This window comes from Glycomyces sp. NPDC048151, assembly GCF_043202775.1.
Lineage (GTDB): Bacteria > Actinomycetota > Actinomycetes > Mycobacteriales > Micromonosporaceae > Glycomyces.
The window spans coordinates 224,208-239,085 of record NZ_JBIDBB010000008.1; the positions used below are offsets into that span (position 1 = coordinate 224,208).

The 14,878-nt window shown below is 71.7% G+C and carries 14 protein-coding genes; 5 read left to right on the top strand and 9 right to left on the bottom strand.

The genetic code is table 11. The annotated features are described in order from the left end of the window. The first annotated feature begins 8 nt into the window (after positions 1-8). The gene (locus ACGGCP_RS20620; RefSeq protein WP_392968433.1) at positions 9-1,010 is read left to right on the top strand and encodes a proline racemase family protein; all 1,002 of its coding nucleotides are present in this window, start codon (positions 9-11) and stop codon (positions 1,008-1,010) included. Positions 1,011-1,064: 54 nt separating this feature from the next. After that, positions 1,065-1,757 (top strand): GntR family transcriptional regulator, encoded by a 693-nt coding sequence (locus ACGGCP_RS20625; protein ID WP_392968435.1) that lies wholly within the window; start codon positions 1,065-1,067, stop codon positions 1,755-1,757. Positions 1,758-1,820: 63 nt separating this feature from the next. On the opposite strand, the gene ACGGCP_RS20630 is transcribed toward ACGGCP_RS20625, so the two are convergent. The 6 genes from ACGGCP_RS20630 to ACGGCP_RS20655 form a co-directional block, all read right to left on the bottom strand. Beyond that, positions 1,821-2,114 (bottom strand): hypothetical protein, encoded by a 294-nt coding sequence (locus ACGGCP_RS20630; protein WP_392968437.1) that lies wholly within the window; start codon positions 2,112-2,114, stop codon positions 1,821-1,823. Positions 2,115-2,210: 96 nt separating this feature from the next. After that, the gene (locus ACGGCP_RS20635) at positions 2,211-4,124 is read right to left on the bottom strand and encodes a glycoside hydrolase family 15 protein (RefSeq protein ID WP_392968439.1); all 1,914 of its coding nucleotides are present in this window, start codon (positions 4,122-4,124) and stop codon (positions 2,211-2,213) included. A 190-nt stretch (positions 4,125-4,314) separates the two neighbouring features. After that, on the bottom strand, positions 4,315-5,889 hold the full coding sequence (locus ACGGCP_RS20640) for a lipase family protein (RefSeq protein WP_392968441.1): 1,575 nt from the start codon (positions 5,887-5,889) through the stop codon (positions 4,315-4,317). Positions 5,890-6,020: 131 nt separating this feature from the next. After that, positions 6,021-7,115: an NADH:flavin oxidoreductase/NADH oxidase gene (locus tag ACGGCP_RS20645; RefSeq protein WP_392968443.1), complete on the bottom strand. Its 1,095-nt coding sequence runs from the start codon at positions 7,113-7,115 to the stop codon at positions 6,021-6,023. A 30-nt stretch (positions 7,116-7,145) separates the two neighbouring features. Further along, positions 7,146-7,838 (bottom strand): type 1 glutamine amidotransferase domain-containing protein, encoded by a 693-nt coding sequence (locus ACGGCP_RS20650; RefSeq protein WP_392968445.1) that lies wholly within the window; start codon positions 7,836-7,838, stop codon positions 7,146-7,148. 33 nt (positions 7,839-7,871) lie between these two features. Continuing rightward, positions 7,872-8,747 carry an NAD(P)-dependent oxidoreductase gene (locus ACGGCP_RS20655; protein WP_392968447.1) on the bottom strand — a complete coding sequence of 292 codons (876 nt, stop codon included), beginning with the start codon at positions 8,745-8,747 and terminating at the stop codon, positions 7,872-7,874. A 164-nt stretch (positions 8,748-8,911) separates the two neighbouring features. Here ACGGCP_RS20655 and ACGGCP_RS20660 point away from each other — a divergent pair, with 164 nt between their 5' ends. Continuing rightward, positions 8,912-9,361, top strand: a complete 450-nt coding sequence (locus ACGGCP_RS20660) for a MarR family winged helix-turn-helix transcriptional regulator (RefSeq protein ID WP_392968449.1) — start codon at positions 8,912-8,914, stop codon at positions 9,359-9,361. Positions 9,362-9,431: 70 nt separating this feature from the next. On the opposite strand, the gene ACGGCP_RS20665 is transcribed toward ACGGCP_RS20660, so the two are convergent. Continuing rightward, on the bottom strand, positions 9,432-9,629 hold the full coding sequence (locus ACGGCP_RS20665; protein WP_392968451.1) for a hypothetical protein: 198 nt from the start codon (positions 9,627-9,629) through the stop codon (positions 9,432-9,434). A 332-nt stretch (positions 9,630-9,961) separates the two neighbouring features. On the opposite strand from ACGGCP_RS20665, the gene ACGGCP_RS20670 reads away from it, so the two are divergent. Continuing rightward, positions 9,962-10,210, top strand: coding sequence for an SCO4848 family membrane protein (locus ACGGCP_RS20670; RefSeq protein ID WP_392968453.1), 249 nt, complete (start codon positions 9,962-9,964; stop codon positions 10,208-10,210). Between the two features lie 117 nt (positions 10,211-10,327). Here ACGGCP_RS20670 and ACGGCP_RS20675 read toward each other — a convergent pair whose 3' ends face one another. Further along, on the bottom strand, positions 10,328-11,254 hold the full coding sequence (locus ACGGCP_RS20675; RefSeq protein WP_392968455.1) for an aminoglycoside phosphotransferase family protein: 927 nt from the start codon (positions 11,252-11,254) through the stop codon (positions 10,328-10,330). A 72-nt stretch (positions 11,255-11,326) separates the two neighbouring features. Continuing rightward, positions 11,327-12,007 carry an NAD(P)H-binding protein gene (locus tag ACGGCP_RS20680; protein WP_392968457.1) on the bottom strand — a complete coding sequence of 227 codons (681 nt, stop codon included), beginning with the start codon at positions 12,005-12,007 and terminating at the stop codon, positions 11,327-11,329. 244 nt (positions 12,008-12,251) lie between these two features. Between ACGGCP_RS20680 and ACGGCP_RS20685 the strand changes: the two genes are divergently transcribed. Then, complete coding sequence (locus tag ACGGCP_RS20685) at positions 12,252-14,783, top strand: autotransporter-associated beta strand repeat-containing protein (protein WP_392968459.1); 2,532 nt, start codon at positions 12,252-12,254, stop codon at positions 14,781-14,783. Positions 14,784-14,878 lie beyond the last annotated feature (95 nt).

The following is a 14,878-nucleotide window of genomic DNA, read 5'->3' on the forward strand; positions in this document are numbered from 1 at the left end:
GAGGGCCCATGCGCAGCAGGCTCGTGCTCCAGACGGTCGAATCGCACACGGAGGGCATGCCGACGCGGGTCGTGACCGGCGGCGTCGCGCCGATCCCCGGCGCGACCATGATCGAACGCCGCGACCACTTCGTCGAGCACCTCGACCACCTCCGCGAGTTCCTCATGAACGAGCCCCGCGGGCACGCCGCCATGAGCGGGGCGATCCTCCAGCCCCCGACCCGGCCCGACGCGGACTGGGGCGTGCTGTTCATCGAGGTCTCCGGATGCCTGCCGATGTGCGGGCACGGCACGATCGGCGTGGCGACGGTCCTGGTCGAGACGGGCATGGTGCCGGTGGTCGAGCCGGTCACCACGGTCCGCCTCGACACCCCGGCAGGCCTGGTCCGGGTCGACGTGCGGGTCGAGGACGGCGTGGCCAAGGACGTCACGCTCGTCAACGTCCCCGCGTACTCGATCGGACTCGACCGCGTCGCGACCCTCGAGGACGGCCGCGAGATCCGCTACGACCTGGCGTTCGGCGGGAACTTCTACGCGTTCGTCGACCTCGACGACCTGGGCCTGCCGTTCGACCGGGCCGCCAAGAACGAGCTGATCGCCGCCGGGCTCGCGATCATGGACGCGGTGAACGCCGAGGAGGAGCCGGTGCACCCGCTGGAGCCGTCCATCCGGGGCCTCCACCACGTGTACCTGACCGCGCCCGGCTCGGACGCGAAGCACTCCCGGCACGCGATGGCCATCCACCCCGGCTGGTTCGACCGCTCCCCCTGCGGCACCGGCACTTCCGCGCGGATGGCGCAGCTCCACGCCCGGGGTCTGCTCGGACTCGGCGACGAGTTCGTCAACGAGTCGTTCATCGGCTCGCGGTTCACCGGCCGGCTGGTCGGCGAGACGGAGGTCGCCGGGACCCCCGCTGTCATCCCGTCCGTCACCGGCCGGGCCTGGATCACCGGTACCGCCCAGTACACCCTCGACCCCGAAGACCCCTTCCCCAGCGGCTTCATCCTCTGAGCCCTCCCGCATACTGTGACGCGCCACGTGTGACATACCACTGAGGAGGTCCTGATGCCAGCTCGAACAGGAGCCGCGCCCGCCGTCGCGATGTCCCTGCCCGAGATGGGCGGGCGCCGCGCCAGCTACCGGGAGCGCATCGGCGAGGCCCTGCGGGCCGCCGTCATCACCGGCGAGCTCGCGCCGGGCAAGGTCTACTCGGTGCCCGTCCTCGCCGAGCAGTTCGGCGTCTCCGCGACGCCCGTGCGCGAGGCGATGCTCGACCTCGTCAAGGAGGAACTGGTCGAACCCGTGCCCAACAAGGGCTTCCGGGTGAAGGTCGTCTCCGAGGAGCAGCTCGACGAGTACACCAAGCTGCGCGAGCTCATCGAGATCCCCACGACCGTGGCCCTCGCGACGACCGCCGACCCGGCCGACATCGAAGCCCTGCGCCCGCTCGCGCAGGCGATCCTGGACGCCGCCGCCGAAGAGGACCTCATCGCCTACGTGGAAGCCGACATGCGCTTCCACCTGGAGATGCTGGCGCTCTCGGGCAACCAGACCCTCGTCGAGACCGTCCGCAACCTCCGCCAGCGCTCGCGTCTGTACGGTCTGACGGCCCTCCTGGAACTCGGCGAGCTGGAGGAGTCGGCCGGGGAGCACATGGAGATCCTGCACGGCCTCCTCAACCGCGACCCGGAGTACGTGCGGGATGTGATGGTGCTGCACCTCAGCCACGTCCGGGGGTCGTGGGCGCAGCCTTCCTGACCTTTCGGCACACGAAAGCGGCCGTGAGCGCGATGCTCACGGCCGCTTCGCTGTGCGCTCGGGTCAGTGGTCGTCCCAGTGCCCGGCGTGGGCGGCGTGGCGGTGGCCGTCGTGCACGTAGTCGTGGTGGTCGCCGTGCATGACTGCGACGTGCCCGCAGTTCTTCCCGTGCTCGTGCGCGTGCCCATCGTGGACGTGGTGGCCCTGCGGTTCGCATTCGTCGACGTGGTCGCCGTGGAGCCGGTGCAGGTGCCCGTCGTGGGCGTAGTCGGTGTGGTCGCCGTGCATCACCGCGACGTGGCCGCAGTCCTTGCCGTGGTGGTGCGCGTGCGCGCCGTGTTCCTTGTGCGCGGCCATGTCGCCGCCCCTTTCCGTCTTTCCCCGTTGCGGGCCGGCGCGTGGGCGCGGCCCGAGGTCACCGTAGCGTCCCCGAGCGCCCGTTTTGAAGGCTTTTCACGATTCCGTGGGACGGGTTCCCGACACCCGCTCGGCGTCGCGGATCGCCACGGCCGCGTTGATGAGGCCGATGTGGCTGAAGGCCTGCGGGAAGTTCCCCAGCATCGCCCCGGACGCCGTGTCGACCTCCTCCGACATGAGGCCGAGGTCGTTCGCGCAGGCGGCGGCCTCCTCGAACACCTCGCGGGCGCGGGCGGTCCGGCCGGTCAGGGCCAGCGCCTGGGCGAGCCAGAACGTGCACATGACGAACGCGCCCTCGTCCCCTTCGAGCCCGTCGGTGCCCGACTCGTAGCGGCGCACCAGGCCGCGCCGGGCGCGGAGCCGCTCGGCGATGACGTCGACAGTGGAGACGACGCGCGGGTCGTCGCCCGGGAGGAATCCGACGGCGGGCAGCAGGAGCACCGCCGCGTCCAGGTCGTCGCCGTCGAAGGCCGCCCCGAACGCGCCGAGGTGGGGCTTCCAGGCCTGGGTCTCGATGTCCTCGCGGATGCGGTCGCGCACGGCGGCCCACCCGGCCGTGAGCTCGCGGGGGTCGCGGCCGCCCGGACCGTCCTCGCGTGATTCGACGAGTTCGGTGTGCTTGACGGCGCGGTCGAGGGCGACCCAGCACATGAGTTTCGAGTACGTGTAGTGGCGGGGTTCGCCGCGCGACTCCCAGATGCCGTGGTCGGGCCTTCCCCACTGGTCGGCTGCGGCGTCGGCGACGACGGTGAGGAAGTGCCGGGCGGCCGCGTCGAGGCGGCCGAGGTGCGGGCGCAGGTGCCAGGCGGCGTCGAGGAGCTCCCCGTAGACGTCGAGCTGGGGCTGGAGCCAGGCGGCGTTGCCGACCCGCACGGGACGCGAACCGCGCCAGCCCGACAGGTGGGTGAGCTCCCGTTCGGAGAGGTCGTGCTCGCCGCCGACGCCGAACATGATCTGGAGAGGGCTCTGCGGGTGGTAGTGGGCGGCGGCGCGCGTGATGAACTCGAAGAACGCGATGGCCTCCTCGGTGCATCCGACCGCTGCGAGCGCCTGCACGGTGAAGCTCGCGTCGCGGATCCACGAGTACCGGTAGTCCCAGTTGCGGCCCGCGCCGACGGCCTCGGGCAGAGACGTGGTGGGGGCGGCGACGATGGCGCCGGTCGGCTGGTAGCGGAGGGCTTCGAGGACGAGGACCGAGCGGCGCACGAGGTGCGGCAGCGGACCGTCCCAGGCGGGGTGGGCGTCGCTCCAGCGCTGCCAGCCCTGGATGGTCTCCTCGAGTTCGGCGTCGACGGCCTCAGCGGTCCAGGTCGCGGGCGGTTCGTCGGCGAGTCCGGCCGACTGCGTGACGAAGCGGAGCTTGTCCCCGGCGCGGAGGGTCACGCGGGCGTGGGCGCTGTCGTCGGTCTCGAGCGGGATGGGGCTGGTGAGGACGAAGCGGACGGGACCGCCGGTCGCGAGGACGCCGCCGGGGAGCGCGGTGAAGATCGGCTTGACGAGGCCGAATTCGGGGCGGGGCTTGAAGTCGAAGTCGATCTCGAGTTCGCCTGCGGTGCATTCGAGGACGCGGATGGTGGCCCTGGGCGCGCGCGAGGCGAGCCTGAGGCGGATGCCGGTCTCGGCTTCGAACGAGGGGCCGATGGCGAAGGCGTCGATGAGGTGGGCCGTGCCGGTGCCGGTGGTGAAGACGGTGCGCAGGACGAACGTGTCGCCCACATAGGACCGTTCGCTGCCGAAGGGGCCGGAGGGCCGGATGGACCAGTGCCCGGCGTCGGGGTCGAGGAGCCGGCCGTAGACGGCGGGGCTGTCGAACCGGGGCCGGCAGAACCAGTCGATGGACCCCTCGGAGGAGACGAGGGCGGCGCAGCGGCGGTCGGAGAGGAGGGCGTAGTCCTCGATGGGGCGGCCGTGGTCGGCCGGGCCCGCGGGTGCGGCGTCCTGTCGTTCCATGCTGCGGCTCCTCGCCTTCGGCGCTGGCGGCATTCTATGGCGGGCGACGGGGAGCCGGGCGGCTTTCGGTGGCAGTGCCGCGCCTGGTCCGGCCCGCGGGCGGCACTGGCCGTCCGACCGACCGGCCCGCGTCAGGCCGCGCCGGTCTCCAGGCCGCGCCGCCGCCTAGCCCCGTCCCTTTCCCTTCCCGTCAGAACCGTCCGAACAGCCACGATCCCGGTGACGGTTCACCGATGCAGAAGCCGCGTACGGCGTCGACGATCTCGTCGGCGCTGATGTGCCCGTCCCCGTTGCTGTCGAGCTGCTCGCAGGTCGCGGCGGCTTCCTCGGAGCCGATGCGGCAGGCGGTGAGGAGCCGGTCGAGTTCGCTGCGGTCGAGCGTGCGGCTGGCGTCGTCGTCGACGAGTGCGATGACGGCTTCGGCGAGCGGGCGCACGGCCGTGGCGAACCCGGAGCGGTCCCCGTCCGAGGCGGCTTCCCTTGCGGCCCAGGCACGGTATTCGGCGACGCTCACCCGGCCGTCGTCGTCGGTGTCGGCGGCGGTGCGGACGGCGTTCCACAGTCGCCGGTAGCCGTCGCGTACGGCGGCGGCCTTCGCCGAGCGCGGGGCGTGGCCGAGGCTGCGGGCCAGGCGGAGGGCGAACGCGTCGTAGTCGTCGCGGGCGAGCTGGCCGTCGCCGCTGCGGTCGAGCAGGTCGAAGCGGTGCGCGGGGATGTCGTGCGCGGTGTCGGCGGCGTCGAGGTGCTCGCGGCCGAAGTCGATAGCGTCGGGCTGGCCGGTCTCGAGCATCCCGGCGTGGTCGGCGCCGATGTGGCTCGAGTAGGCGACGTCGGCTCCGGCGCGGCGCAGGCCGTCGGCGAAGCGCTCGACGGGCTGGTGCGGGATGAGCTCGTCGTCGCGGCTGGAGGTGATGAACACGGGCCGGTCGAGGTAGGTGACGGGGGCGCTGACGGCGTCGAGGACGTCGGCGATCTCGGGTCGCGCGGTGATGCCGGTGGTGCCCGCCTGGTCGTTGGCGATGCCGCGTACCGCTTGGAACATCTCGCGGAGGGTCGCGCGGGCGGCCCACGCGACGAGTTCGGCGCCGAGCGGGGTGAGAGCCGCGTCGGGTTCGAAGTCCGGCCGGGTGGAGGCGATCCCGGCGAGGGTGAGGGGCACGATCGGGGAGAGCGGCGCGCCGCCGTCCGCGGTGAGTTCGGCGATGAGGTCCTTGACGCACGCGGCGGGCGCGACGGCGATGGTGCCGCGGAAGTCGAGCTCAGGGGCGTAGCCGGTGGCGATGTTGGCGACGTGCATGGCGGCGTGGCCGCCTTGGGAGAACCCGGCGACGAGCCAGGCGGCGGAGATGTTCTGGTCGAGGCCCCTGAGGGCGAGGACGGCGTCGATGACGTCGTCGGCGACGGCCTCGCCGTTGAAGTACGGGTGGGGGCCGGGGGTGGACAGCCCTTCGTAGTCGGTGGCGGCGACGGCGTATCCGGCGGCGAGCCAGCGGTCGATGTGGTCGAGTTCGAGGCGGGCGAAGCCGGAGCGGGAGGGGGCCGAGGCGTCGCTGAGTCCGGTGGTGCCGTGGGCGAAGCCGATGACGGGCCAGCCGCCTTCGGGTGCGGTCCCGGCGGGGATGAAGGCGCTGCCGCTGACGAGCCGCTGGCCGCCGTCGTACCCGTAGCCGCGGTAGTGGATGCGGTAGGCGTCGGCGGCGGTGCGGGGCCGGTGCTGGCGGGCGAGGGGCTGGTGGCGGACCAGTGTTCCGGGTGTCCAGGTCATGGGCGTCCCTTTCGAGCCTGAGCAGACGTACGTTCAGGACAAAAAGGATATGCGCGGACAGGACTGGCCCTGGGGATCTCGGGGGTGGTGTCGGCGGGTGGCGTCCGGCGCGCGGACGCCACCCTGCCCGCTCAGGCGGGTTTGCGCTCGGCGCGCCGGTACTGGCGCGGGAGCGGGTGCTCCTCGCCGAGTTCGTGCGCGGCCTGGCGGGGCCAGTACGGGTTGCGCAGGAGTTCGCGTCCGAGCAGGACGGCGTCGGCGCCGCCGTCGGCGATGATCTTCTCGGCCTGCTGCACTTCGGTGATGATGCCGACTGCCGCGGTGGGCATGCCGGTCTCGCGGCGGATCCGTTCGGCGAACGGCACCTGGTAGCCGGGTCCGGAGGGGATCACGGCGTCGGGGAGGTTGCCGCCGGTCGAGACGTCGACCAGGTCCACGCCGTGCTCGCGCAGCAGGGCGGCGAGCCGCACGGTCTGGTCGGCGGTCCAGCCCTCGGGTTCGATCCAGTCGGTCGCCGAGAGCCGGAACAGGACCGGGACCTGCTCCCCCACGGCCGCTCGCACCGCGTCGGCGATCTCGAGCGGGAGGCGGGCGCGGCGCTCGAAGTCGCCGCCGTAGGCGTCGTCGCGGTGGTTGGCGACCGGGGAGAGGAACTCGTGGACGAGGTAGCCGTGCGCGCCGTGCACCTCGACGACCTCGTACCCGGCGGCGAGCGCCCGCTTCGCGGCTTCGGCGAAGGCGGTGACGACGCCCTGGATCTCCGCGACGGTGAGCTCGTGCGGAACGGCGTGGTCGCCGTCGAAGGCGATCGGGCTGGGCCCCACGACGTCCCAGCCGCCGTCGTCGGCGCTGAGCGTGCCGCGGCTGCGGCCGAGGCCGTCGGTGGCGGCCTTGCGTCCTGCGTGGGCGATCTGGATGCCCGGGACGACGCCCTGGCCGCGCATGAACGCGGTGATCCGGCGGTGCGCCTCGACCTGGGTGTCGTTCCAGATCCCGAGGTCCATCGGGCTGATGCGGCCTTCGGGCGCGATCGCGGTGGCCTCCACCAGGATCAGGCCGGGGCCTCCGGCGGCGCGGGAGCCGTAGTGCTGGAGGTGCCAGTCGTTCGGCGCGCCCGTGGCGGGACCGGTGTCGTCGGCGCTGTACTGGCACATCGGCGCCATCCAGATCCGGTTGGGGATGGTGGTCCCGCGCAACGTGATCGGGGTGAACAGGTTACTGGTCACTTTGACTCCCTTGAGGTTTCGGGTCGGGCGCTAGTCGATGAGCGCGTTGAGGGCGGCGGCGGCCGCAGCGGACGACTGCGGGTTCTGGGCGGTGACGAGGTTGCGGTCGACCTCGACGTGCGAGGTGAACGGGTCGGCGGCGACGAAGTCCACTCCAGCGGCTTCGAGCCGGTCCTGCAGCAGCCACGGGGCCTTGTCGGCCAGGTGCGCGAGGCGCTCCTCGGCGTTGGTGAACCCGGTGGCGCGGTAGCCCGCGAACGCGTTCCCGCCGTCGTCCTCGGCGGCGAGGACCGCGGCCAGGCCGTGGCAGACCAGGCCGATGGGCTTGCCGTCACGGAGCGCCGCCGCGAGCAGGCGGCCGGATTCGGGGTCGGCGGCGAGATCCTCCATGGGGCCGTGACCGCCGGGAACGTACACGGCGTCGAACTCGGCGAGGTCGACATCATGGAGGGCGACGGGCTTGGTGAACTCGGGGGCCGAGGCGACGACGGTGCGGAAATGGGCGGCGGTCTCGGCGTCGCCGTTGGCCTCGTCGGTGAGGCTGGAGGGGTCGACGGGCGGGACGACGCCGCCGGGGGTGGCCACGGTGGTCTCGTGGCCGGCATGCGCGAACGCCTCGAGCGGGACCACGGCCTCCTCGGCCCAGTACCCGGTGGTGTGCGCGGTCCCGTCGTTGAGCGTCCACTCGTTCGCGCCGGTCATGATGAACAGGATCTTCGCCACGATGGCTCCTTCTCGTTCTGGTTGCGGTGCTTGCTACTCGTTGAAGCTCGCGAAGTAGGACGCGGCCATGTCCTCGCCGCCGTGCCCCTGCGCGGAGGCGCGGCGGAAGCGCTCGGCTCCCGCTTCGCCCAGGTCGAGCCGGACGCTGTTCGCGCGCGCGGCCTCGACGATGAGCCGGGCGTCCTTCTCGGCCGTGTCCAGGCCGAAGCTGGTGTTCGCGGTGTCGCCGCCGAGGATCAGGCCGCCCTTGACGCGGGCGTACCCGGCGTCGAGCGGCCCGCCGTCGATGACCTCGTAGAACCGTCGCGGGTCGACGCCGAGGCCTTCGGCGAGCGCGAGGACCTCGCCGATGCCGTGGGTAAGCACGAAGACCCAGCTGTTGGCGACGAGTTTGAGCCGCGAGGCGCTCCCGTCCGCGCCGTCGCCGCCGGTCCACACGGTCTTCGCGCCGACGGCGTCGAACACGGCGTTCGCGGCCGCGTCGTCGTTCGGGCCCGACGCGAGGACGGTGAGCATGCCGGCCTCGGCGGGCTCGCGGGTGCCGAGGATGGGGGCGTCGAAGAAGACGAGGCCGTGTTCGCCCGCGAACGTGGCGAGGTCGGCGACGGCTTCGACGCCCGCGGTGGTCGACTGGATCCAGCGGGCACCGGGGCGAAGGGCGGGGGCGGCCTGGCGCATGACGTCGAGCGCGGCGGGGCCGTCGTGGAGCATGGTGAGGACGGCGTCGGCGTCCGCCACGGCTTCGGCGGGGGTGTCGGCGATGCGGACGCCGTCGGCGGCGAGCGGTTCGGCCTTGTCGCGGCTGCGGTTCCAGGCGGAGACCTCGAGCCCGGCGCGGGCGAGGTTGCGTGCCATGGCGGCTCCCATGATGCCGGTTCCCAGGACTGCCACGGTCGGCTTGTCGCTCATCGGTTCTCCTGTTCCGCAGGCCCTGCCGGGCGTGCTCGGGTGCTCGTGCTGCCGGAACCCACATTACTTGCAGACGCCGGCTAATGCAAGCGACGGTTATTCGCCTGTGCGTTATATCGCTGTACACTGGTCGGTACCGCACGCACCGAGTCCGGAGGAGCATCGTGACTGCAGCACCGCCCCCCAGTACCGCGCTGGCCCAGCACTGGTGCGCCCTGTCCGCACTCCACGACGGTATCGCCGACAGCATCGAGCGGCGGCTCGAAGCCGCGCACGGGCTGTCAGTGCGGGAGTTCTCCCTGCTCACCGTCCTCGACAGGCAGGCTCCGGGCAGGCACCTGCAGATGCGCCAGGTCGCCGAAGCGGTCGTGCTGAGCCAGAGCGCGACCACGCGCCTGGTGACCCGCATGGAGGACCGGGGGCTGCTTCAGCGCACCATCTGCGCGGACGACCGCCGCGGGATCTACACCGACGTCACCGAGGCCGGGCGAAAGCTGCTGGCGGAGGCGACGCCGACGCACGACGCGGCGCTCGCGGAAGCGCTCGAAACAGCACGGAGGAACCCCGAGTTCACTCCGCTCGTCGAGGCGCTGGAGCGCATCGGCTCGGAGTGAGCGGCGGGCGGGAGCGCCGCAGGGGAAACGGGTCGGCCGACCGCTCGGGAGTCGGCGGCGGCTTCGGGGCTCAGCCCTTCCAGAACTTGGCGCCGGCGCGCGCGAGGGCGTCCCGCTGGGCGTAGCCGATCTGCGTTCCGAAGCGGAAGTTGAGGTAGAGCACCGGCGGCTCGGACTCGACGCGGAAGACGTTGCCCAGCCAGCGCACGGGGTGGTCGTCGACGAGCTCCCACAGCTGCACGATCCTGTCGCCGGGGGTGATCGTCATTCTGATGTGGATCCCAGCGAATTCCAGGTCTTCAGAGCGCGCCCAGCCCGTGTCGGGGTCGGGGTACCCGTCAGGCAGTGCTCTTTCGTCGTGTCCGCTCATATCCGGGCCAGCCATTCCGCGCTCTGATGACAATCCGGTCTTCATCATCGCAGAGCACGGTATGCACGCAACTGCCGCACAGAGTGACACCGGGCCTGCAAAGCCCAGGATAGTAGGCGCTTCGGACGGAACGCGGCAGGGAGCGGGCGCGATCGGGGCCTGAAGGTGACCCGCGACCGGTGCGCCGCGCCCCGAACGAGGCGCCGAACCGCCGGCCGGATACTGGGGCCATGAAGCTCAGCCGCGCGGTCTCGGTGTTCCTGCTCGCCTTCGGCGTCTGGTCGGTGTTCATCTGGACGACCTTCGTGAAGAACCTGTTCGAGGACGTCAGCGGCCTGGCGTTCGACGCCGCGGGCGATCCGACGGGCTACTTCTGGGTCCACTTGGCACTCGCGGTCGCCTCGTTCGGGCTCGGCGTCGCGGTCGGCCTCATCGGTCTGCGCGGGTTCCTCGCGGACCGCCGCGCCCGCCGCGGCTGACTCCTCAAGGGAGCTTTCGACGACTGGACGACTCGTGCGCGAGTCGGATATCCGACCGGGATTTTTTCACCCGAACGAGCTGAAGCGGCCGTGCCATTCGCACGGCCGCTCGACGAATCACGCGGTTTCGAGTGCGGCCACGGTCGCCTCGGCGGCGGCGACGTCCCGTTCCCCCTCGGCTTCCGTCAGGTGGTCGATGGCGCGCAGCAGACCCCAGGCGCGCAAACGCTCCCGGTCGACGCCGAGACCCTCCGCGACCGCGTCGAGCAGGACCGCGCCGCTGTGCGGGCCGTGGTGCTGCAGCATGAACAGGAGGTAGCCGCCGTCGAAGGCGCGCTCGGCGAGGTACGGCTTGGGGTCGATGACCAGCCACGGTTCGCGTTCGGCCGAGACGATGTTGCCCAGGTGGGTGTCGCGGTTGCCGATGCCGAGCTCGGGCGGGTCGGCGAGCCGGTCGCACAGGTCGAGGGCGAGGTCGAGACGGGTCGCTCCCGGGCCCTTCCGGGCCTCTCCGGTCGGATCGCCGTACTCCTCGCGCCACTGGTCGAGCATCCCGGTCGCCGGGGGGAGGTCCGGGAACCCCTCGACCGGCTCCATGGGTCGCCACAGCCGCCGATAGAGGCCGCAGGCGATGCCGATGCGCCGCCACGCCGCCTCGGGCGTGCGGTGGCCGAAGAACCGGGTCGACTTCAAGCGGTTGCCGGGAACGGCGCGCTCGAGCAGCATCGCTCCCGTCCCCGGGTCGTACTCGAGCAGGCGCACGGCCCCGTCTCCCGCGTAGCGTTGCAGCGCAGTCGGTTCGGCGGCGTTCTCCTCATCGCGGTAGATCACCTTGAGGACCGCCTGCTCACCCGACTCCCGCCGCACCGGGACCACATAGGAGTGGCTGCCGCCGCCGTAGGGCGGTCCGTCCGTCCGCAGCGACCACATCCGCTGCAGACGCCAGACCGTCTTGGGGAGCCCGTCGAGCCAGTCCTGACCGGCACTGCCGTGCCAGGAGAGGACGTCGCGGCGGACCGAGGAGGGAACCACACCGAATCGCATCGGTACAGTATCGGGCAACGCCGATTGCCGCCGCAATCCGCATACGCATGGGAGCCAAGCGGACCGGTGCGGTCAGTCCTTCGGCGTGAACGCGTCCACCGCTTCGGTGACCGCGGTGTCACCGCCCCGCAGTTCCAGGACCAGGCGCGACACCGCCGGGCGGCGCAGCAGCTCGGCCAGGACAGCGGCCACATCGGATCGGGTGACGTCGCCGGGCGCCACCGGCGGTTCGGCGAGGTGCACCTGGCCGGTCGGCTCGTCGTTCGTGAGCGAACCCGGTCGCACGATCACCCAGTCGAGGTCTCGGGCGCGCAGGTCCTCCTCGGCGGCGGCCTTGGCGGCCTTGTACGCCGCCCACACCTCGCCGCGGGCAGGATCCGGCTCGGTGTCGGTGCCCATGCTGGAGATCTGCAGGAAGCGGCGCACGCCCGCGCGTTCGGCCGCGTCGGCGAGCAGGACGGAGGCGGCCCGGTCGACGGTGTCCTTGCGGGCCGCGCCGCTGCCGGGCCCGGCTCCGGCGGCGAAGACGACCGCGTCGACCGCGGCTTCCATCTCGGAGGCGAGGAGGCCCCCGAGATGCTCGGCGTCGGCCTGCTCGAGATCGAGGACGATGGGGCGGCCGCCGATCGCGGTCAGGTCCTCGGCGTGGTCGGGATTGCGGATGAGCCCGGTGACCGAATGCCCTTCGGCGGCCAGGATCTCGGTGAGGCGCAGCGCGATCTGCCCGTGCCCTCCGGCGATGACGACATGCATACGGCCCAGCCTAACCCCGCACGCGGCGATGCGGGCCGCTCTGCGCCGCAACGCCGCCGCGCCGTGGGGCGGGCCGGAGCCCGTGGCGCGGCACTGCCTGTCGAACCGCCGCTCACCAACTGAAGTCGCACACCCGCAGCGGCAGTGCTTTCGGGCGAGGCCGCGGTCCGGGCCCCGGCCGATGCGTCGCGGTCGCCGCCACCCTCCGAAAACCGCTGAAAAACGCCGGGTAACTTGTTGAATCGTGAAGGATTCACACGCTTGGGGGCGGCCGCGCGATCCCGCTCCGACACCGCACCGTACTGGGTGGGCGCGCCTGCTCCTCGCCGCCGCACTCGCGTTCCTGACCGTCCCGTTCACCGCCGACCCGGCACAGGCGGCCTACGACATCACCGGTCAGATCCGCGCGGGACAGGACGTCGTGCTCGACGGCGACGCCGTCGTCAGCCTCGGCAGCGGTGAGGAGATCGTCTACGGCGGGCGCTTCTCCGGAGTCGGCACCCTGACCGTCAAGGGCGAAGGCAAACTCACCCTCACCGCCGACTCCGACTTCAGCATCCCGGAGGACCGGCAGCGCCAACGAGTCGAGGCGCGGGGCGAACCCTGGTGGTGGAACACGATCGAGGACCCCGACCCGCCCGCCGTCACGGTCGAATCCGGCGCGACCCTCCAGTACGGCGACGGCACGGGTGCGACCGGCCTCGTCGGGCACTACCCGTACGACCTGCCGAACTTCGAGTGGAACGCCTTGAACCACCACGTCGACGGCACGCTGATCGTGGCGGTGCACGGCGGCCGCTACCACCCCGGCAACCTCAGCGGGTCCGGTTTCATCGTCCAGCCGCGCGGCACCTGGGACGGACTCTCCCTCGCGGGCAACCACACCTTCTCCGGAGTCCTCTACAACGGCACCGTGATCCACTACAGCCAGCGCGAATTCCTCTCGACCATGCCCGAAGTCGACACCGTCCTGAACCAGGGTTCGTTCATCATCGACACCCAGGACGGCAACGACACGGTCCTCGCCGTCGACTTCTACTCGCGCGAGTGGGGCAACGACATCAACTTCCACTCCCAGATCTTCGGGAGCAAGGTCGTGGTCTCGGGGGTGTACTCGTGGGCCGACCAAGGGCCGGACCACGACCCGTCGCTGTCGGACCCGAATCTGAACTTCGAGGTCGTGCCCCACAACCACAACAAGCGCGGCATCAATATCGAAGGCGCGCTGGTGCAGTGGGGCGACGGCACCTCCGACCGGTTCTTCCTGCCGGGCAACCGGGACACCGTCTACATCAACATGCACGCACGGCGCATGCGCAGCCACCTCATCTTCGACTACAACGGCCCGGTGACCCTGAACGCGCCGATCTCGGGCGGGATCTACCACGACACGATGAGTGCTCCCGGGCAAGGCGAAGTGACCATCGCGGGTACCGACGGCAATGACGTGACCTTCGCCGACCAGCAGAACTACGACGGCACGACCACGATCGAGGCGGGCGCTGTCCTGCGCCTCGGCGCGGGCGGCGACGGCGGTGACGGCTGGCTGCTCGTCGGAGGAGCGAACACCGCGATCGTCGACGAAGGCTCGCTCGTGGTCGACAACTCCGAGCACGAGACCTCCCTTGAGGACATCAGCGGTGCCGGCAGCCTCGAGCAGGCTGGGTCGGCTCCGCTGACGCTCACCGGCGGCATCGAGTACACCGGGGCGACGACGGTCTCCGGCGGCACGCTCGCCCTGACCGGCGGCGATCTGGCCGCCTCCGAGCACGTCGCGCTCACGGGTGCGAGCGCCGTGCTCGACCTCGGCGAGGTCGACGCCCAGACGGTCAACGACCTCAGCGGCGTCGCCGGAGCCACCGTCCTGCTCGGCGGTGACCTCACGGTCGCCAGCGCTGCCGACACCGCTTACGCGGGCGGCGTTGAAGGCGAAGGCGGCGTGGTGAAGTCGGGCCCGGGCACGTGGACCTACTCGGGCACGAGCAGCGCCACGGGCGCGTGGACCGTCGCCGAAGGCGTCCTCGCGCTCGGATCCGCGGACCAAGACGGCGCAGGTGAGGACGGCGCAGGCCAGGACGAAGCAGACCAGGGCGCAGGATCGGACGGTACCGATGACGACGGCTCGGGCGAGGACGCGACCGGCGACGCGGCGGTCACTGACGGCGCTGACGGCGCTGACGGCGCTGACGGCGCTGACGGCGCTGACGGCGCTGACGGCGCTGACGGCGGCAGTGTCGCAGCCGGTGCCGAGCTCGCCGGTGACCTCGTCGTCGAGCAGGGTCTGACCGTCAACGCCGCGAGCGGCGTCGGCGGAGACCTGTCACTCGGCGGCGCTTCGACTCTGACCGTGGGCTCGAACGGGGGGCTCACGGTCGGAGGCGAAGCCGCGCTGGACGGGACGCTGACGGTCGCCTACGAGGAGGGCGGTGCGCTCCCCGAGGAGATCGTCGTCGTCTCCGCCGCTGGCGGCGTCTCCGGCACCTTCAGCGACCTCGCCCAGAACGCCGAGCTCGAGATCGGCGGTGCGACCTATCGCATCGCCTACGACGCCGACCGGGTCGTCCTGCGGACCGACGAGCCGCAGGACGCCGCCGAAGCGGCAGGCGGCGGCGCTGGCGCGGCCGGGCTGCCCTGGTGGGCTTATGTGATCGGTGTGTCCATAGTCCTCCTGATGGTCGCGCTCGCTGTGCTGATGTGGTTCCAGTGGCGGCGGCGCCGGGGTGCGGTGGCCGACGACGCCACGATGGAGCTTCCAATAGTGAAGGCCCGAAGCTGAAGCGGAGCTGAAGAGGCCTGAAGGCGGCTTCAGGAAAGAGGCACCGCCCAGGCAGCGGTGAGCGACTGAACGATTGTGCGGATGCCGCGCTAGCC